Genomic DNA, 18,363 nt, shown 5'->3' with positions numbered 1-18,363 from the left:
AAAGGGAGAGGCCCCTGGCCGCCAGGGGCCTCCCTTCCGTCAGGAAGCGTCGGGTCCCTTGCGCCCGGTGAATCGCTTGAACAATTTCCAGGCAGGGGCGACCAAGGCCAGCAGCCCGATAATGATGGCCTTCTTGAAGGCCAGCAGGAAGGCGATGATGGCTTTCAGGATACCGGTCTTCGCCATCACCCCACCGGCCACCAGACCCGCGATGCCATAGGCCGCCGCTTCATCGACATTGGCGTCATATTCGGCATAGAGATGGCCCTTGTTGAAGTCGATGGCGGACAGCACACTATCGACCTTACCGTCGATCTTCTGAAGACTACCCATGTCGCTGACGATATTGACGCCAATATAGCCGCTGCGGCCCAGGATGCGGATATTGTAGTTCAGCGTCTCGCCCTCACCCTCGCCGAACTGCAGCCGCTTGGCCCAATAGAGCTTCTTGGTGGTACTGTCGTAATAGGGCTCATGCGCCCAGCCCAGCAGCTTGATGGCGCTGTAACCCTGGGCCACGCGATCCTTGCTGGTCTCCTCCATCGATTTCTGCATATCCCTCAGCAGCACCGGATAATCGATGGCATTCGCGTCCTCGTCACTCACATAGCCGGACGGTTCATAATCAATGATAGCGATCCAGGCGTCGTCGGCACGCAAATCCTCCCCAGCCGGCACCAGGGCACCAAGGCTGTCGGCACCTGCCCCCGGCGGATTGCCCCAGACCTTGGTCAGCAGCTTCTGCGTATCCTCATTGTTCAGGTACCGGAACCGCGTCCCCGCCTTCAGCGTCGCCAGACCGTCACCCAGATGATGCTCTCCCTCCTGAAAGCGAAGACTGTCATAGGTCGCGTTCTCCGACGGCGGCTCTTGCTGTGCACCCGCCGGCTCCACACCCAGCGAGACCAGCCCCATGAGGGCCAGGCCGAAGGCCTTTATCCACATCCCCATCATCATCCCCCGCCTGATCCAACCCAAACAGAAGTGAATTTACCACAGGAGATTTCTCGTGCAACACGATGTATGCATATCCAATTAAATGGACAATGCCTGGATGTGGTCACCGGATCAGGCGTCCCGCCGCCCCCCGATAAGAAATTCCTTATTCCCCTCCGGCCCCGTGATCGGGCTTTCCACGACACCCAGGACGGTCCAGCCCGCCTGCCCCGCCAGCCAGCCAGTGATGCGGTCACAGACTTCCTGGTGAAGCTCCGGTTCCCGCACCACGCCACCCTTGCCCACACGGCCCTTGCCCACCTCGAACTGCGGTTTGATCAGGGCGACGAGGTAAGCGCCGGGCTTGGTCAGGGCCATGGCGGCGGGCAGAACCGTTTCCAGGCCGATGAAGCTGGCATCGCAGACCACGATATCGACGGGATCCGGGATGATCTCCGCATTCAGGTGGCGGGCATTGGTCTTTTCCAGGACCACAACCCGTTCATCCTCCCGGATTTTCCAAGCCAGTTGTCCATGCCCGACATCGACGGCATAGACCTTGGCCGCCCCACGCGTCAGCAGCACATCGGTGAAGCCACCCGTGGAGGCACCGACATCAATGCCGATGAAGCCCGTGGGATCGATCCCGAAATTGTCCAGCCCCTTCACCAGCTTCAACCCGCCCCGGCTGACCCAGGGATGGTCCTGGCCTTTCACCACCAGCAGCTGGCTTTCCGGCACGGTATCGCCGGCCTTGTCGATACGGCGTGTATCGGCATAGACCAGACCGGCCAGGATAAGCGCCTGTGCCTTGGACCGGCTTTCGGCCAAGCCGCGATCGACCAAAGCCTGATCCACTCTGACTTTCGGCTCTTTAACTTTTGGCGGCTTGGACATTGGAACTCAGCTTTGCGATAATGGGGTAACCGGGATAGATAGTCCCAGAACCATGGATAAGACAATGAAACGCGCCCTGATCCTCACCACCCTCGCCCTGGCCGCCCTGTCGCTTTCCGCCTGCAACACCGTTGAAGGCGTGGGCAAGGACATCAAGAGCGCCGGTAAGGCCATCGAAAAGGGCGCGCAGTAAGAGCCCTCAGGAAGCGGCGGCGGCGAAGACGGACGCGACCTCACCCGCGTCAAGCAGCCGCCACTCCCCCTCCGCCAGATCGCCCAGCGTCAGCCCACCGATGGAGACGCGGTGCAGCGTCTCCACATGATTGCCGACCGCCGCGAACATGCGGCGGATCTGGTGATAGCGTCCTTCCTGGATGGTCAGGCGCGCCCGCTTCTCGTCCAGCACCTCTAGCGTGGCCGGCAGCAGCGGCGTCTTCTCCGACTTCAGCATCAGCGTGCCGGACGCGAACACCCCCGCCTCCTCCCCCGTCAGGGGGCGGGCCAGTTGCGCCTCATAGACCTTGGGCACATTGGCCTTGGGCGAGATGATGCGGTGGAGCAACTGGCCATCATCGGTCAACAGCAGCAGGCCGGTCGTATCGCGGTCCAGCCGCCCTACCGGCGCGATGATCGGATTGCGATATTCAAACCGCTCCGGCAGCAGCTCATACACTACCCGGCCGGGATCGCTGGTCGAGCAGGTATAGCCCGCCGGCTTGTGCAGCATCAGAACCGAACCAAGCGGCGGGTCCAGTGGGTCCCCATCGATGCGGATATCGGCATGCTCGACCTTGTCCCCATCGGACAGGGTGCTGCCATCGGCCCGCGTGACGCGGCCCTCCTTCAGCAGCATTTTCACGTCGCGCTGGCTGCCATAACCCAGATTGGCGATCAGGCGGACAAGGCGCATGGTGTGATTCCGTGGCGACGGTGTTTGTCGCATGGGCTTCGCTCATGCGACCTACGGTTTGTGATTGTCGTAGGTCGCAGAAGCGAAGCGCGTGCGACAGGTATGCCGGTGATCAGCGTTCCAGCGGCTTGTACTTGATGCGGTGCGGCTGGTCGGCCTCGGCACCCAGGCGGCGGCGCTTGTCGGCCTCGTAATCGGCATAGTTACCCTCGAACCAGACCACTTGGCTGTCGCCCTCGAACGCCAGGATATGGGTGGCCAGACGGTCCAGGAACCAGCGATCGTGGCTGATGACCACGGCGCAGCCGGGGAAGCTGGTCAAGGCCTCTTCCAGGGCGCGCAGGGTTTCGACGTCCAGATCGTTGGTCGGTTCGTCAAGCAGCAGGACGTTGGCGCCGGACTTCAGCATCTTGGCCAGATGCACGCGATTGCGCTCACCACCCGACAGCTGGCCCAGCTTCTTCTGCTGGTCCGGACCCCGGAAGTTGAAGGCGCTGACATAGGCGCGGGACGGCATGGACTTCTTGCCCAGCTCGATCACGTCCAGACCGCCGGAGATTTCCTCCCAGACGTTCTTCTTGTCATCCAGGCTGTCGCGGCTCTGGTCCACGTAACCCAGTTGCACCGTCTCACCCACGCGGAAAGTACCGCCATCGGGCTTCTCAGCGCCGGTGATCATGCGGAACAGGGTGGTCTTACCGGCACCGTTGGGGCCGATGATACCGACAATGCCACCGGGCGGCAGGCGGAAGGACAGATCATCAACCAGCAGCCGGTCGCCAAAGCCCTTGCGCAGGTTCTCGGCCTCGATAACGACATTGCCCAGGCGCGGCGGCGTCGGGATGACGATGCGGGTTTCGCCGATGGCTTCCTTCTGATTGGCGGATGCCAGCAATTCTTCATAGGCCTGGATACGGGCCTTGGACTTGGCCTGACGGGCCTTAGGGCTGGCGCGCACCCATTCCAGCTCCTGGGCCAAGCTCTTCTGCTTGGCGCCCTCTTCCCTTCCTTCCTGCTCCAGACGCTTCTGCTTCTGTTCCAGCCAGGCGGAATAATTGCCCTCATACGGGATGCCCGAGCCGCGATCCAGTTCCAGGATCCAGCCGGTGACGGCATCCAGGAAGTAACGGTCGTGGGTGACCATGACGACGGTGCCGGGATAATCGGCCAGGAAGCGCTGCAACCAGGCCACGCTTTCGGCGTCCAGATGGTTGGTCGGTTCGTCCAGCAGCAGCATGTCGGGCTTGGACAGCAGCAGCTTGCACAAGGCCACGCGGCGCTTCTCACCGCCCGACAGCTTGTCCACCGAAGCATCTCCTGCCGGGCAGCGCAGGGCGTCCATGGCGATTTCGACGGTACGGTCCAGGTCCCAGGCGTCGGCTGCGTCGATCTTTTCCTGCAAATCGGCCTGCTCGGCCATCAGCGCATCGAAATCGGCGTCGGGATCGGCCATGGCCTCCGACACTTCGTTGAACCGGTCCAGCAGCGCCTTGGTAGGGCCAACGCCCTCCATGACATTGTCCCAGACATTCTTGGCCGGGTTCAGCTGCGGTTCCTGCGGCAGGTACCCGACCTTCACGCCTTCGGCGGACCAGGCCTCGCCATTATAATCCTTGTCCAGGCCCGCCATGATCTTCAGCAGGGTCGACTTACCCGACCCGTTCACACCCAGCACGCCGATCTTGGCACCCGGATAGAAGGACAGCCAGATATTCTCGAACACCTTCTTGCCGCCGGGATAGACCTTGGTCACACCCTTCATCACATAGACATATTGATACGCGGCCATGGGGGGCATCCTTCAGGTAAGCATCTGCAAAAGGTTTGCGGGCCTTGTACCGCAGCAGGACGCGGGGTGCAATCAGGGGGTGGGGCATGGAAACGTATGAACAGCGCAGTCGGGCTTATGGCGCCAGTGAGGTGAAATCGAAACCCGCTCGCGCCGCTTCGGCTACCAGCACCTTATCCGGTCCCATGGCCGTGATCGCGGCCTCAAGCTGTTTGTCCAGGAATGGGCCAAAGACTTGACGACGCAGTTCCGCGTCGGGCACTTCGACCGTAATCTGTTTCAACAGAATATAGGCGGTCTGGGGATCGGGTGCCATCGGGCTTTGCGGCGATGGCAACAGACGGGCGGCCAGATTGAACATGGCACGCGGTTCCTTCTGTGCAGCGGCCTTGCGCGTCCATAGGATGAAAACATCTTGATCGACGGGGAAATAGGCGATTTCGGGTTGCCTCGGGTCCATGTTGTGCATGGTCGCGTAATTATGTTGCGACGACGGAAAGCCAGCCTCCGCCGCCACCAGAAGTCCTTGCTTAAGGAATACCGCCGTACTTGCCGGCGTCACCGACAATGCGCCTGAGACCCGCTGCACCGCCCCCATGATCGTCAGGAACAGCTCATCAGCCTCTGCCTGCAAGGCGCGGTCGCCGGGCAGACATTGTTTCAGCTTGCTGAGATATGCGTCCTGTCGCCCACCCTTCAACGCCGACGCCCAGAAGGACAGGTCGACGACATCTTTACAGGTGATGGCCGCCGCCTGCTGTGGCTGAGCATTGTCGCGGCAGAGTTTCTGCGCTTTTTCGACAGCCTGGGCCAACCCCTTGCTGGTCCAGGAATTGCCCAATATATCAAAGGCTTGCTGGACAGCCTCATCCTTGTCCGAAAGCTTGGCGGTGATCTCCGGCAGGGCCGCATACTTGGCCGCGATCTGCGCCACGGGGCCGGATTCAATATCGATGAAAGCCACGTGGAACGAGAGCAGGGGGTGAATGTCCGTTACCTGCGCCTTCACAGCGTTGCCGTTCAGCGATACATCAATCTCTTTACCTTTCAGCGGGTTCATACGCGCAACGTTGTTGTAACTGCTGGCGGTGTAGAACACCTGCGCGGTGTCACACCCCTGCCCCATCACCCGTATGCGAAACCGATCCCCAGCCGTTTCATTGCCCGCAACCGATGCAACCGCGCCGAAACCCTTCACAAACGCGGCCGACCATTCCCCTCCATCCTGCGCCCTGACCGGCACCCCCACAAACGCTGTCGCCATAACGCCGGCGATCACCGCTTTAACTGATCGTAACATCAAATCCCCCACCATGATTTGGCATCAGCAACCCAAGCCATTTCACCACATCTTAGGGTTTGCAGGCACTGAATTGTCTGCAATCTTGAGATTGTGGCCTGATCCATCCAAGGCCTTCGTAAGGCAACCACCATCCCCACCCAACCACCCTTCCCAACCGCCTATCCCAATTCCCCCACGCCAAACCCGCCAAAATCCTGTAACATACCCTCTCGAAGCCACGCCCCAGGGAGCCAGCACAATGGGCATGTTCGACTTCCTGAAGGTGGATGTCGTTGAAAAGGTGAAGGTGCAGAAATACACCGCGCATCTGAATATCGACGGCAAGGAGCTGACGGTGGCGAACCTTGGCGTCAGCAGCGTCACCGTGTCGGGGGCCAAGCTGAAGGTGGGGCAGTCGGTTACGTTCGACCTGAACCTGAAGGACCCCAAGCAGAACCTGAAACTGAAGGGTGCGGGCACGGTCGCGTCGGTGGACAAGAAAGCCGGCACGAAGATCAATTTCACCAGCCTGCCGGAAGAGAGCAAGAAGGCCGTGGCGCTGTTCCTGGCCCGGTTTGCCATCACACGCTGATCCAGACATGATCCGCCCTGCCCTTCCCCTGCTGGCCGCGGCTGGCTGTCTTGCCGCTTTCATGCTGTCGTCCCCCGCACGGGCCGACCGCCCCGCGCCGGCGCAGCCGGACAGAGTGAACGGATTCGGCAAGCTGCCCTGGCAGAGCTGGATTGATCCGGCCATTGCCCGGCCCCGGCCCGCGCCGCAACGGCGTGACCGCATCGTCTATTCCTTCAACGCTCCCTCGCGCGGGCTGATGAAGGCTGATCTGGAACTGTCGCGCCTGTGCCGGCAGGGGCGGTTCAACCAGCTGGTCAATCTGCATTACCGCGCCTTCGGGCCGGAGGAACGGCCCTTCGGCGTTGCCTATGGCCGCATGGCCGTGAACCTGTTCGATCCCACGCGCCGGCGGGACGAGGCGCTGGTCTATTTCTTCAAGGGCCAGGAAAGCACCAACTGCACCGTCTTCACCGCCCGGCAGGCGGACCTTCAGCGCTTCTATATCGGGCCGTAATGACGCCCGCGTCTCGGTGGCTTCTGCATCCCACCTGACGCATCCCAGCGCCCCAAGCTCGGCACTTCAATTCAGGACCCGACCCCTCTATATAGGCGCCTCAGCCGGGCGCCCCCCGCACCCATTGTGGAGCGGGGGGCGTTTTGCCGCGACCAAATCGCCCTTCCCGCCCGAAAAAGACGGTCCGACTGATCATGCCGAAACGCACCGACATCAAATCCATCTGCATCATCGGCGCGGGTCCGATCATTATCGGACAGGCCTGCGAATTCGACTATTCCGGTGTTCAGGCCTGTAAGGCGCTGAAGGAGGAAGGTTACCGGGTCATCCTGGTGAATTCCAACCCGGCCACCATCATGACCGATCCGGGTCTGGCCGACGCCACCTATATCGAGCCGATCACCCCCGCCGTCGTCGCCAAGATCCTGGAGAAGGAGCGGCCCGACGCGTTGCTGCCCACCATGGGCGGCCAGACGGCGCTGAATACCGCGCTGGCATTGTTCCATAACGGCACGCTGGAGCGCCTGGGCATCGAGATGATCGGCGCCAAGGCCGACGTCATCGAGAAGGCCGAAGACCGCCTGAAGTTCCGCGACGCCATGGACAAGATCGGGCTGGAAAGCCCGCGGTCGCGCGTGGTCAAGAATTTCGACGAGGCGCTGGACGCGCTGGCCGTTGTCGGCCTGCCCGCCATCATCCGCCCGTCCTTCACCCTGGCCGGCACCGGCGGCGGCATCGCCTTCAACCGGGCGGAGTTTGAGGACATTGTGCGCGGCGGCCTGCGCGCCAGCCCGGTGAACGAGGTCCTGATCGAGGAATCGGTCCTGGGCTGGAAAGAATATGAGATGGAGGTTGTCCGCGACAGCAAGGACAACTGCATCATCATCTGCTCCATCGAGAATATCGATGCGATGGGCGTGCATACGGGCGACAGCATGACGGTCGCCCCCGCCTTGACGCTGACCGACAAAGAATACCAGATCATGCGCAATGCCAGCCTGACGGTGCTGCGCGAGATCGGTGTGGATACGGGCGGGTCGAACGTGCAGTTCGGCATCCATCCCGACACGGGCCGCATGGTCGTGATCGAGATGAACCCGCGTGTGTCACGCTCCTCGGCGCTGGCGTCCAAGGCCACCGGCTTCCCCATCGCCAAGATCGCGGCCAAGCTGGCCGTCGGTTACACGCTGGACGAGCTGGACAACGACATTACCGGCTCCACGCCCGCCAGCTTTGAGCCGACGATTGATTATGTCGTCACCAAGATCCCGCGCTTTGCGTTCGAGAAGTTCCCCGGCGCCGACAACACCCTGACCACCAGCATGAAGTCGGTGGGTGAGGTCATGGCCATCGGCCGTACCTTTGCCGAAAGCATGCAGAAGGCGCTGCGCGGTCTGGAAACCGGCCTGAACGGCTTTGACGAGATCGACCTGCGCGATGCCAATGGCAATGTCGACCAGGGCCGCCTGCGCCATATGCTGAGCCGTCCGACGCCGGAACGCCTGCTGATCGTGGCCCAGGCCATGCGCCATGGCTGGACGGTCGAGCAGATCTACGAAGAGTGCAAGTACGACCCCTGGTACATGCGCCAGATCGAAGCCATCGTGCAGGAAGAGGCCGCCATCAAGGCAGCCGGCCTGTCGGGCATCGACGCCCAGTATATGGCCCGCATCAAGGCCATGGGTTTCAGCGACGCCCGTCTGGCCACCCTGCTGGACCAGCCGGAGGCCGCCGTCGCCGCCCATCGCCGCGCGCTCAATGTGCGCCCGGTGTTCAAGCGCATCGACACCTGTGCCGCCGAATTCGCCAGCGACACGCCCTATATGTACTCCACCTATGAAGGCAACGGCCTGGAGCCGGCGGAGTGCGAGGCGGAGCCGACGGACAAGAAGAAGGTGGTCATCCTGGGCGGCGGTCCCAACCGCATCGGCCAGGGGATCGAGTTCGACTATTGCTGTGTCCATGCCGTCTATGCGCTGCAGGAAGCCGGCTATGAGACGATCATGGTCAACTGCAATCCGGAGACGGTTTCCACCGACTATGACACCGCCGACCGTCTGTATTTCGAGCCGCTGACCGCCGAAGACGTGATCGAGCTGGTGGAGAAGGAAAAGCAGAACGGCGAGGTTGTCGGCCTGATCGTGCAGTTCGGCGGCCAGACGCCGCTGAAGCTGGCCAAGGCGTTGGAACAGGCGGGTCTGCCCATCCTGGGCACCACGCCGGACGCCATCGACCTGGCCGAGGATCGCGAGCGGTTCCAGCAGCTGCTGCACAAGCTGGAACTGCGTCAGCCGGCCAACGGCCTGGCCCGTTCGCTGGAAGAAGCCGTCGCGGTGGCCGAGAAGATCGGTTTCCCCGTCGTCATCCGCCCGTCCTATGTGCTGGGTGGCCGCGCCATGGAGATCGTCCATGATATGGCCGGTCTGCATCGCTATATCGCCACCGCCGTGAAGGTGTCGGGCAACAACCCGGTGCTGATCGACAGCTATCTGCAGAACGCCATCGAGGTGGATGTGGACGCCGTGGCCGATGCCGACGGTGAAGTCTATGTCGCCGGCATCATGGAGCATATTGAGGAAGCGGGTATCCATTCCGGCGACAGCGCCTGCGCCCTGCCCCCCTACACCCTGTCCAAGCCCGTCATCGACGAGCTGACGGTGCAGGCGGTGAAGCTGGCCAAGGGCCTGAACGTCGTCGGCCTGATGAATATCCAGTTCGCGGTCAAGCAGACCACGGACGGGCCGGGCATCGGCGGTTACGACATCTACATCCTGGAAGTGAACCCGCGCGCCAGCCGCACGGTACCCTTCGTGGCCAAGGCCACCGGCACCGCCATCGCCAAGATTGCGGCCCGGATCATGGCCGGCGAGAAGCTGAGCCAGTTCAAGCTGTCCGGTCCCTTCCCGCCGCACACGGCGGTCAAGGAAGCCGTGTTCCCGTTCAACCGTTTCCCCGGTGTGGACATCCTGCTGGGGCCGGAAATGCGGTCGACGGGCGAGGTTATGGGCCTGGACAAGAATTTCGGCCTGGCCTTCGCCAAGAGCCAGATGGGTGCCGGCGTCACCCTGCCCAAGGAAGGCACCGTCTTCATCTCCGTCCGCGACGGGGATAAGGGCGCCATGGTGCCGGTGGCCGCCAAGCTGCTGGAAATGGGCTTCAAGGTGGTCGCGACGCGCGGCACAGCCAAACATCTGGCCGATAATGGGGTCAAGGTCGCCGCCATCAACAAGGTGGTCGAAGGCCAGCCGCACATCGTGGACGCCATGATCAATGGCGATGTGCAGCTGATCTTCAACACGACCGAAGGGTCGCAGGCGGTTTCCGATAGCTTCAGCTTGCGCCGCGCCGCGCTGACCAATAACATCCCGTATTACACCACGGTGGCTGGAGCCGAGGCGGCGGTTGAAGCCATCTCGGCGTTGAAGGTCGGCGGTCTGGACGTGGCCCCGCTCCAGTCTTACTTGAGCGGTTCTTACTAAGGACGGTCTGGTCGGTCGGGGCGGAACGCCGCCCCGTCGGGCTTGTTTTGTTTCTGGGCTACCTTTACTGGGATAGGGCACGATGGAAAAAGTTCCCATGACGGCTCGGGGGTACAACCGGCTGCAGGATGAGTTGAAGCATCTGAAGAGCGTTGAGCGTCCCGCCGTGATCAAAGCCATCGCGGAAGCCCGCGAGCATGGCGACCTGTCGGAAAACGCCGAGTACCATGCCGCGCGCGAGAAGCAGTCCTTCATTGAAGGCCGCGTGATGGAGCTGGAAGACAAGATCAGCCGCGCCGAAGTGATCGAGCCAACCAAGCTGTCCGGCAATGCCGTGAAGTTCGGGGCCACCATCACGCTGGCGGATGAGGACACCGATGAAGAGGTGACCTATCAGATCGTCGGCCAGGATGAGAGCGACATCAAGCAGAGCCTGATCTCCATCACCAGCCCGCTGGCCCGCGCCCTGATCGGCAAGTCGGTCGGCGACAGCGTGGAAGTGACCACGCCCGGTGGCTCCAAGAGCTACGAGATCGTGGGCATCGCCTTCAAGTAAGGCTGTTTCCTCTAGGTTTCTGCATCAAAGCATCAAACCCGCCCGGCCCCGCCGTGGCGGGTTTGGCTTTTTGGGGGTGTGGCAAAGCTATCGCAAATTTGCTATAATAATTCGATGTGGTCAGTTGAGACACTCAACAAGGCGGTGGATGCGGAGATAGCGGCTTTGCCGGCGGACCTGCGTGCCCGATTGATCCGAATTGTTGAGTTGATTGAAACGGTAGGCCTGCCAAATCTCCCCAGGGAGATGGCGAAGCATTTGGAAGGCCGGCTATGGGAGTTGCGCGTGAAGGCGCCAAGCGGCATCTCACGAGCCATCTATGTGACGGCGGCTGGCTCACGCGTGATCATTGTCCGCGCCTTTGTGAAAAAGACACAGAAGACACCCCTGCGTGAACTGGAATTGGCCCGTGAACGGGCGAAGGAGGTCAAATGACCCGGTTGATGGACTTGCACCAGGATTGGATGAAGGACCCGGAATACCGCGAGAGCTATGAAGGTCTGGAGACAGAATTCTCGCTCGCCCGCAGCTTGATTGAGGCCCGTCTGAAGGCAGGCTTAACGCAGGAACAGCTGGCGGAGCGAATGGAGACCACCCAAAGCACGATTGCCCGCCTTGAGGCGGGACGAACCATTCCTTCAACCCGCACGTTGTCGCGCTTCGCCAGGGCCACGGGGACTCGTTTGAAGATCAGTTTTGAGGCGGCAACGCGCCCCTAAACCGGCTCCTCCAGCCCCTCGCCCGGCTTCAGCCACCAGGACGCTTCGGCCAGTTTGCCTTCGAACAATTCCAGCATGGGGCGCTTGATCTTGTCGATCAGGGGCCAGTCGTGGGTGGCGACGATGACGGTCGTGCCCTGCTTGTTCAGTTCGATGAACAGCCGCATGATCTTCATCGACATGTCGCGGTCAATGTTGCCGGTCGGCTCGTCCGCTACGATCAGCGACGGGCTGGTGATGACCGCGCGGGCAATGGCGATCAGCTGTTTCTGACCGCCCGAAAGGGTGGCCGGCAGGGCGCCCATCTTATCCGACAGGCCGACCCACTCCATCAGCTCGGTGACGGCTTCCTTGATGTGCTTTTCGCCATGGCCGGCGATGCGCAGCGGCAGGGCCACATTGTCATAGGCGCTCATATGGTCCAGCAGGCGGAAATCCTGAAAGACCACACCGATACGGCGGCGCAGCTCATGCAGCCGGTCGCGCGGCACCTTGGACAAAGGCTCCCCGAACAGGGTGATCAGGCCGCGTGAGGGGCGTTCGGAGAGATAGAGCAGCTTCAAAAGGCTGGATTTACCGGCACCGGTGGGGCCGGTCAGGAACTGAAAGGAACCGGGGGCGAGTTCGAAACTGAGGTCGCGCAGCACCTCCGGCCCATTGCCGTAGCGCAACCCGACATTTTCGAAACGGACCAAACCCCGATCCTCCTTCTATAAATCGGCCCCGCCCCCCTTGCGGGAGCAGGGCCATACCTCATTACCGGCGCTTCTTCTTATGCCGTCCCGCCGGATGCACCGGGTGCCTTGGCGGCACCGGTGCAGAAGGTGGCGGGGGCGGCGGTGAAGCCTGTGGCGCCGGGTCCGGTTCCTTTCAGGAACAGCCGGCGCCGACTGCCTCCACACCGCTATCCAGATGGCCACCGTCGCGCACGGGGACCAAGCCCACCTTCTCAAACGACGACAGCGTCTCCTCGGCCCAGCTCTTCAGGTCGGTCAGGCCGCCATGGCCGGTCCAGACATCAATGCCGAAGCGCTTTTCCAGATCGACCTCGGTCATCTTCAGCGCTTCGCGGACGGAGATAAGCTCGCGCTCCAGCAGGGTCCAGATGTCGCTTTCGCAGCGCTTCATGGTGACGATATGCACGCCCATGCCCTGATAGGCCTTCAGGCGCTTGAAGTTCGGGTCATTCTCATAGGCGCCGAAGCCGCCCGAAACCTCGTTCAGCACGACATAGCGGCGGCCAATGGGCATCCACTCATTCTTGTCGAAGCTGTACTGGATCAGGCCACGTGCGTCCTCAATGGCCTGGCTTTCGGCCTTGGTGGTCACCACCAGATCAATGGGGGGCGAGTTGCGGCGGCGCAGCAGCGAGCCGGCGTTACGCGCCTCGGCCCAGGCGAACAGCTCTGCCGCGACATTGGCGCCCACGTCGATGATGTAGCCGCCTTCCAGAACGGTGCGGCCAAACTCGTCCCAGTACTTGATGGCCAGGTTCGGGTCGGTGGAGCTTTTGACCTTGGTCAGATCCTCGCCGATGCCCAGTTCCTTCACGTTGCGGAACAGGCGACCGAACTTGGAGCGCTGGTTCAGGCTGTCGCTGTCCGCGGCCGCCAGCTTGACAGGCACGCCCTTCTGCTCGTGCTGCAGCACCAGCATCTGGGCCGTCAGGGTCTTGCCCTGCCCACCCGTCTTCGCCATCGAGATGAAGGTCCGCGTCATGCCAATTCTCTCCTGCGCCCAGCCTTGAATATTCGGGTGCGACAAGGGTACGGCCATGCCTTGGCCGCCGCCAATGTCGCAGCGGCGGAATCGTTACCCGTTTTCCCCGTCGCCTTCAATGCCGCCGGGCCATTAGCCGGTGATTTTAGATGAATTTCATCATCGGGCATGTTTGCCGCGTTGCGGCCTTTGCGTGTGTTGGCGCAACAGTTCCTAATCTTTGATCGTGTATTGGTCATCATACCTGATAGGATCACCCCGAATATCATCCCAGGGGGAGATGCCACCGTGATCGTTCCCATCCACAGCCGGCGCCTGTCCCTGGCGCCTGTCCTGGCCCGCCTGCGCCTTCTGTTCGCCCTGCTGTTCCTGGGTGGCGCCCTGGCCGGCTGTACGGCACAGCTTGCACCCCCCTATGACGCGTCCATCGCCAATGGCGTCGCCAGCCTGAACCAGCAGGCCATGCTGCTCTATGCACAGGTGGCGGGCGGTGTCCCGGCCTCCAGCTTCGCGCAGCGCCAGGGCACCTATACGCAGTTGATCGGGCAGGCCAACGCGCTGGCCAATCTGGCCCAGGCGCGGCCCGACCCCACCACACTACCGAAATTCCTGGAGTCGAAGGTCAAGGAATGGACCAAGATCCAGACCCTGGCCGCGCCCACGGGCGACATCCTGACCAAAATCGGGGTTCAGTTCACGACGATGCAGCAGGCCGATCAGTCAGGCGGGATCAGCAGTCTGGAGGCCCAGGCCTTCCAGCAGCAGTTCAACATCGATATCCAGCAGGCCCTGACCTATGAGAACGCCCTGGCGCGCGGCGTGCCGCAGCCGGCGGCGACCCAACCGTAAGGAGAGACGGACATGACCATCACGCCCATCAACGTCCCCGACCTGATCAACCAGATCAAGACACAGGCCACCGCCATCCTGGGCCAGAATATCGAGACGGCGCAGGGATTCTCCCAGCAACAGCTGGCGGCCATGGCACAGCAGGCGGAAACCATCGCCGGCGGCATCGCATCGGGTGAAATCCGTCCGTCCCTGCAACAGTTCTTTCTGGATCAGTTGAAGCAGAGCGCCCAGAACTTCGTCCGCGTCCTGGTCGGCCTGTCACTGGTGACGGCAGAGCAGCTCTGGAACGGGGTGGTCGGGACCCTGTGGGGCGCCCTGTCGGGCGCCACCGGCCTGCATTTCACCCCGCCCGCCTGGGGTCAGTGACAACGCCGCAGACGTCAGGGCTCGCCTTTGGCTCGACCTGACCTACGGCTCCCATATGCTGACCGTAGGTCAGGTCGAGGGCGAAAGCCCGAGCCCTGACAGGCCGCACTGCGATCCTCACTTCTCCTGCAACCGGGGCATCAGTTCGACCAGGTTGCAGGGGCGGTGACGGTTATCCAGCTGATATTTGAGGATCAGGTCCCAACCGTCGCGACAGGCGCTGGGGCTGCCCGGCAGGGCGAACAGATAGGTGCCCTTGGCCACGCCGCCGGTGGCGCGGCTTTGCAGGGCCGAGGTGCCGATCTTCTGATAGGAGAGCATGCGGAACATCTCCCCAAAGCCGTTGATCGTCTTTTCGAACACACTTTCGAACGCTTCCGGCGTCACGTCGCGGCCTGTCAGGCCGGTGCCGCCGGTGGAGATGACGACATCGATCGTCGGGTCATCGATCCAGACGCGCAGCTGATCCACGATGGCGCGGACATCGTCGCGCACAATGGCGCGGGCGGCCAGCACATGGCCGTCACTGGTCAGCCGTTCCACCAGCGTATCGCCGGATTTGTCATCCGACAGGCCACGCGTGTCAGACACGGTCAGCACCGCGATATTCACGGCCAGGAAATGGCGGGACAGGTCAATGCGGGACATAGTATCCACTCCTGTAGCGCGGATTAGCGAAGCGTAATCCGCGGCACGTAACCGAATTCCCCGCGGATTACGCTTCGCTAATCCGCGCTACAAAACTTACGGCCAGTCGAGAAGGGTGACCCCTTCCAGCACTTCCAGCCCCGACAAATCATTCAGCAGGGCCGCCGGCTGCACCCACCAGCCGGGACGAATCCCGCCAATCAGTTCAGCCGCGGCAACGGCATGGTCGAAATCGACATAAAGCCCGAAACAGGTGGCCCCGCTGCCCGACATGCGCGATAGCAGGCATCCTGCCGTCGAATCGAGGGCCGCCAGCACCTGGGTGATGACGGGGCTCAACCGCACGGCGGGCGGGGTGAGGTCATTGCGCCGTCCCTCCTTCAGCAGGGCCGCCAGTTCACGGACATCCGTAAAGGATGTGGTCAGCCGGGCGGGTTCTGAAAAGGCCCCATCGCGTGCTTCGAACACGGCGGGCGTCGGCATGGACACGCCGGGATTGACCAGGACGACCCAGCAATCTTCCGGCAGGTCGGGCGCGGGCGACAGTTCGGTGCCCGTGCCCCCGAAGTAACTGGTCCGCGACCCAACGCAGACGGGCACGTCGGCGCCGAGCTTGGCCGCCAGTTCCGTGACCGCCAGATGGTCCAGCGGCACATCCCACAGGGCGCACAGCGCGCGCAAGGTGGCCGCCGCATCCGCCGATCCGCCGCCGATCCCCGATGCCAGCGGCAGGTTCTTGGTCAGCTTCACCGTCACATGCGGCTTGCGGCCCAGCGCCTCGGCCAGCCGGAACACGGCCTTGGTCACCAGATTGCTTTCCGTATCCTCCATCAGCAGGGGCAGCGAATGCGGCCCGTGCAGTTGCAGGCTGAAATAGGGGGTGCTTTCCACCTCCACCAGATCATGGGCGCTGGCGAAGGCCACCAGACTGTCCAGCAGGTGATAGCCGTCTTCCCGCCGGCCCAGCACATGCAGGTAGAGGTTCAACTTGGCAGCGGCATAGGCGCGGATAACGGTCATGATGCGGCGTCCGAAGGTTGCGGCCGTTGCATTCTGGCAGAGGCCGCGAAATGAAACCACCCCGTTACAATTTTTCGGCGGGCGGGCCGGCAGGTGCATCTTATAAAGGTCTGCACAAATGGCCGGCGCATAGTCGCGACACAGGCCCCCGAACGGACAGGGACAGCATGACACAGCATCATCACCGCCCGCATTTCGCCCGCCGCCTGCTGGGTGCATCCGCCATCGCACTGGCCGCCGCCCTGGCGCCGCTCTCCAGCGCCGCCGCACAGCAGGCCGCCCCCGCCGCAGCCGAGGCGCCGGCCAAGACCGACCCGCGCTATGTCTGGGACCTGACGCCGATCTTCAAGGATGACGCATCCTGGGACGCGGCGCGCAAGCAGGCGCTGGCCGACCTGCCCGCGCTGGACACGCTGAAAGGCACGCTGGGCAAGGATGCCGCCACCCTGCGCGCCGCCATGGACCGTATGTCCAAGGTCGGGCACGATGTGGAACGCGTGCTGGTCTATGCCTATCTGCAATATTCCACCGACACCCGGAACAATGAGTATCAGGAACGCTGGAGCCTGGCACAGGCCCTGTCGGCGCAGGCGCAGGCCGCCACCGCCTGGGTCTCGCCCGAAGTGCAAGGGGTGGGTGCCGACAAGATCGCAAGCTTCATCAAGGCCGATACCGGCCTCACCAAGCATGCCTTCCGCCTGAACGATATCCTGCGCCTGAAGGCCCATACCCTGACGCCGGAAACCGAAGCGGCCCTGGCGGCCCTGGGCCCCGTTCTGGGATCGGCCAGCAACACCTATTCGGCGCTGGCCAATGCCGATATCGACTGGCCGGAGATCACCCTGCCCGATGGGACCAAGCGCAAGGTGAACCAGTCCGCCTACCAGTCGCTACGCCAGAATGAGGACCGGGCCGTCCGCAAGCTGGTGTTCGACACGTTCTGGACCAAGTTCGGCCAGTACGCGACCACCATGGGCAACACGCTGGGCGCCGCCGTGCAGACCGGCACCATCGATGCCAAGCTGCGCGGTTATCCCACCGCCGTCGCCGCATCGCTGGCCAATAACGATATCCCGGAAGCTGTCTACCGCACCCTGGTGGCGGAGGCGAACAAGGGCCTGCCGACCCTGCATCGCTATTTCAAGCTGCGGCAGAAGATGCTGAAACTGCCGGACCTGTATTATTACGACATCTATCCGTCGCTGATCAGCCTGGACAAGAAGTTCACGCTGGACGAATCACGCACGACGACCCTGGCCGCCGTCAAGCCGCTGGGCAAGGAATATGGTGACATGCTGGCGGCCCTGACGGCCAAGCGGACCATGCATGTTTATCCGGCAGAGGGGAAGGACAGCGGCGCCTATCACTGGGGCAGCTATGGGCTGGACCCGTATATCTTCCTGAACCATCAGGACGATTATAACTCCATGTCCACCTATGCCCATGAATGGGGCCATGGCATGCATTCGGCCCTGGCGTCGAAGAATCAGCCCTATGAGCTGGCCAACTACTCCTTGTTCATGGCGGAAATCGCGTCGACCACGAACGAGATGCTGTTGACCGATTATCTGGTGTCAAAGGCCAAGACCAAGGAAGAGAAGCTGTTCTATCTGGGCCAGTCGCTGGAAGGATTGCGCGGCACCTTCTTCCGCCAGACCATGTTCGCAGAATTTGAACTGGCCACCCATGATGCCGTGGAGCGGGGCGAGGCGCTGTCCGGGTCCAAGATGAAGGACATCTATTGCGGCCTGCTGAAGAAGTATCATGGCGACGCCGAAGGCGTGATGAAGATCGATGAGAAATATTGCGCGGAATGGGCCTTCATCCCGCATTTCTATCGCCCCTTCTATGTGTTCCAGTACGCGACCTCCATCTCTGCCGGCACCTATTTCGCCGAACAGATCTCCAAGGGCGGCGCCAAGGCGCGGGACAATTACCTGAACGTGCTGAAGGCCGGCGGGTCCGAATATCCCTATCCGCTCTTGAAGAAGGCGGGCCTGGATATGGCCACCGCCGCCCCCTATCAGGCCCTGGTGCGCCGCATGGATGCCACCATCGACCAGATGGAAAAGCTGCTGGCCGAATGATGACGGACGGGGTGC

19 protein-coding genes are annotated in these 18,363 nt (G+C 62.3%); 10 read left to right on the top strand and 9 right to left on the bottom strand.

What is annotated here, in order from left to right:
- Nucleotides 1-39: 39 nt before the first annotated feature.
- Entirely contained in the window at nt 40-957 is a 918-nt protein-coding gene (locus tag ACODSP_RS00395) for a DUF2167 domain-containing protein (RefSeq protein ID WP_488963661.1), read from the bottom strand.
- A gap of 111 nt (nt 958-1,068) precedes the next feature.
- A complete protein-coding gene (locus tag ACODSP_RS00390) occupies nt 1,069-1,833 on the bottom strand; it encodes a TlyA family RNA methyltransferase (protein WP_488963660.1) in 765 nt (254 codons plus the stop codon).
- Between the two features lie 64 nt (nt 1,834-1,897).
- On the opposite strand from ACODSP_RS00390, the gene ACODSP_RS00385 reads away from it, so the two are divergent.
- A complete protein-coding gene (locus tag ACODSP_RS00385) occupies nt 1,898-2,026 on the top strand; it encodes an entericidin A/B family lipoprotein (RefSeq protein ID WP_082372187.1) in 129 nt (42 codons plus the stop codon).
- Between the two features lie 6 nt (nt 2,027-2,032).
- On the opposite strand, the gene ACODSP_RS00380 is transcribed toward ACODSP_RS00385, so the two are convergent.
- The 3 genes from ACODSP_RS00380 to ACODSP_RS00370 all read right to left on the bottom strand — a co-directional run bounded on the left by ACODSP_RS00380 (nt 2,033) and on the right by ACODSP_RS00370 (nt 5,847).
- Complete coding sequence (locus ACODSP_RS00380) at nt 2,033-2,743, bottom strand: pseudouridine synthase (protein WP_488963659.1); 711 nt, start codon at nt 2,741-2,743, stop codon at nt 2,033-2,035.
- A 112-nt stretch (nt 2,744-2,855) separates the two neighbouring features.
- A complete protein-coding gene (ettA, locus tag ACODSP_RS00375; RefSeq protein WP_488963658.1) occupies nt 2,856-4,532 on the bottom strand; it encodes an energy-dependent translational throttle protein EttA in 1,677 nt (558 codons plus the stop codon).
- A 115-nt stretch (nt 4,533-4,647) separates the two neighbouring features.
- Entirely contained in the window at nt 4,648-5,847 is a 1,200-nt protein-coding gene (locus tag ACODSP_RS00370) for a hypothetical protein (protein WP_488963657.1), read from the bottom strand.
- Nucleotides 5,848-6,073: 226 nt separating this feature from the next.
- Between ACODSP_RS00370 and ACODSP_RS00365 the strand changes: the two genes are divergently transcribed.
- The 6 genes from ACODSP_RS00365 to ACODSP_RS00340 all read left to right on the top strand — a co-directional run bounded on the left by ACODSP_RS00365 (nt 6,074) and on the right by ACODSP_RS00340 (nt 11,656).
- Entirely contained in the window at nt 6,074-6,406 is a 333-nt protein-coding gene (locus ACODSP_RS00365) for a hypothetical protein (RefSeq protein ID WP_488963656.1), read from the top strand.
- 7 nt (nt 6,407-6,413) lie between these two features.
- Nucleotides 6,414-6,902, top strand: coding sequence for a hypothetical protein (locus ACODSP_RS00360; RefSeq protein WP_488963655.1), 489 nt, complete (start codon nt 6,414-6,416; stop codon nt 6,900-6,902).
- A gap of 194 nt (nt 6,903-7,096) precedes the next feature.
- Entirely contained in the window at nt 7,097-10,381 is a 3,285-nt protein-coding gene (gene carB, locus ACODSP_RS00355; protein WP_488963654.1) for a carbamoyl-phosphate synthase large subunit, read from the top strand.
- Nucleotides 10,382-10,463: 82 nt separating this feature from the next.
- Nucleotides 10,464-10,937 carry a transcription elongation factor GreA gene (gene greA, locus ACODSP_RS00350; RefSeq protein ID WP_054167109.1) on the top strand — a complete coding sequence of 158 codons (474 nt, stop codon included), beginning with the start codon at nt 10,464-10,466 and terminating at the stop codon, nt 10,935-10,937.
- 114 nt (nt 10,938-11,051) lie between these two features.
- Nucleotides 11,052-11,372 carry a type II toxin-antitoxin system RelE/ParE family toxin gene (locus tag ACODSP_RS00345; RefSeq protein WP_488963653.1) on the top strand — a complete coding sequence of 107 codons (321 nt, stop codon included), beginning with the start codon at nt 11,052-11,054 and terminating at the stop codon, nt 11,370-11,372.
- Nucleotides 11,369-11,656, top strand: coding sequence for a helix-turn-helix transcriptional regulator (locus ACODSP_RS00340; RefSeq protein ID WP_488963652.1), 288 nt, complete (start codon nt 11,369-11,371; stop codon nt 11,654-11,656). The genes ACODSP_RS00345 and ACODSP_RS00340 overlap by 4 nt, the downstream gene beginning before the upstream one ends.
- On the opposite strand, the gene ftsE is transcribed toward ACODSP_RS00340, so the two are convergent.
- Together ftsE and ACODSP_RS00330 are read right to left on the bottom strand one after the other, a co-directional pair.
- Nucleotides 11,653-12,351 (bottom strand): cell division ATP-binding protein FtsE, encoded by a 699-nt coding sequence (gene ftsE / locus ACODSP_RS00335; RefSeq protein WP_054167106.1) that lies wholly within the window; start codon nt 12,349-12,351, stop codon nt 11,653-11,655. The genes ACODSP_RS00340 and ftsE overlap by 4 nt on opposite strands.
- A 175-nt stretch (nt 12,352-12,526) precedes the next feature.
- Nucleotides 12,527-13,375 carry a hypothetical protein gene (locus ACODSP_RS00330; protein WP_488963651.1) on the bottom strand — a complete coding sequence of 283 codons (849 nt, stop codon included), beginning with the start codon at nt 13,373-13,375 and terminating at the stop codon, nt 12,527-12,529.
- Between the two features lie 288 nt (nt 13,376-13,663).
- Between ACODSP_RS00330 and ACODSP_RS00325 the strand changes: the two genes are divergently transcribed.
- Nucleotides 13,664-14,224 (top strand): hypothetical protein, encoded by a 561-nt coding sequence (locus tag ACODSP_RS00325; RefSeq protein WP_488963650.1) that lies wholly within the window; start codon nt 13,664-13,666, stop codon nt 14,222-14,224.
- A 12-nt stretch (nt 14,225-14,236) separates the two neighbouring features.
- Nucleotides 14,237-14,593 carry a hypothetical protein gene (locus ACODSP_RS00320; protein WP_054167103.1) on the top strand — a complete coding sequence of 119 codons (357 nt, stop codon included), beginning with the start codon at nt 14,237-14,239 and terminating at the stop codon, nt 14,591-14,593.
- Nucleotides 14,594-14,710: 117 nt separating this feature from the next.
- On the opposite strand, the gene moaB is transcribed toward ACODSP_RS00320, so the two are convergent.
- Together moaB and ACODSP_RS00310 are read right to left on the bottom strand one after the other, a co-directional pair.
- Nucleotides 14,711-15,241 carry a molybdenum cofactor biosynthesis protein B gene (moaB, locus tag ACODSP_RS00315; RefSeq protein WP_488963649.1) on the bottom strand — a complete coding sequence of 177 codons (531 nt, stop codon included), beginning with the start codon at nt 15,239-15,241 and terminating at the stop codon, nt 14,711-14,713.
- A gap of 96 nt (nt 15,242-15,337) precedes the next feature.
- Nucleotides 15,338-16,261 (bottom strand): 4-(cytidine 5'-diphospho)-2-C-methyl-D-erythritol kinase, encoded by a 924-nt coding sequence (locus ACODSP_RS00310; RefSeq protein ID WP_488963648.1) that lies wholly within the window; start codon nt 16,259-16,261, stop codon nt 15,338-15,340.
- Between the two features lie 167 nt (nt 16,262-16,428).
- Here ACODSP_RS00310 and pepF point away from each other — a divergent pair, with 167 nt between their 5' ends.
- Nucleotides 16,429-18,348: an oligoendopeptidase F gene (gene pepF / locus ACODSP_RS00305; protein WP_488963647.1), complete on the top strand. Its 1,920-nt coding sequence runs from the start codon at nt 16,429-16,431 to the stop codon at nt 18,346-18,348.
- Nucleotides 18,349-18,363: the final 15 nt, after the last annotated feature.

This window comes from Niveispirillum sp. FG156, assembly GCF_057809555.1.
The sequence above is the reverse complement of the archived record's forward strand: the minus strand, read 5'-3'. Positions and strand labels throughout refer to the sequence as shown.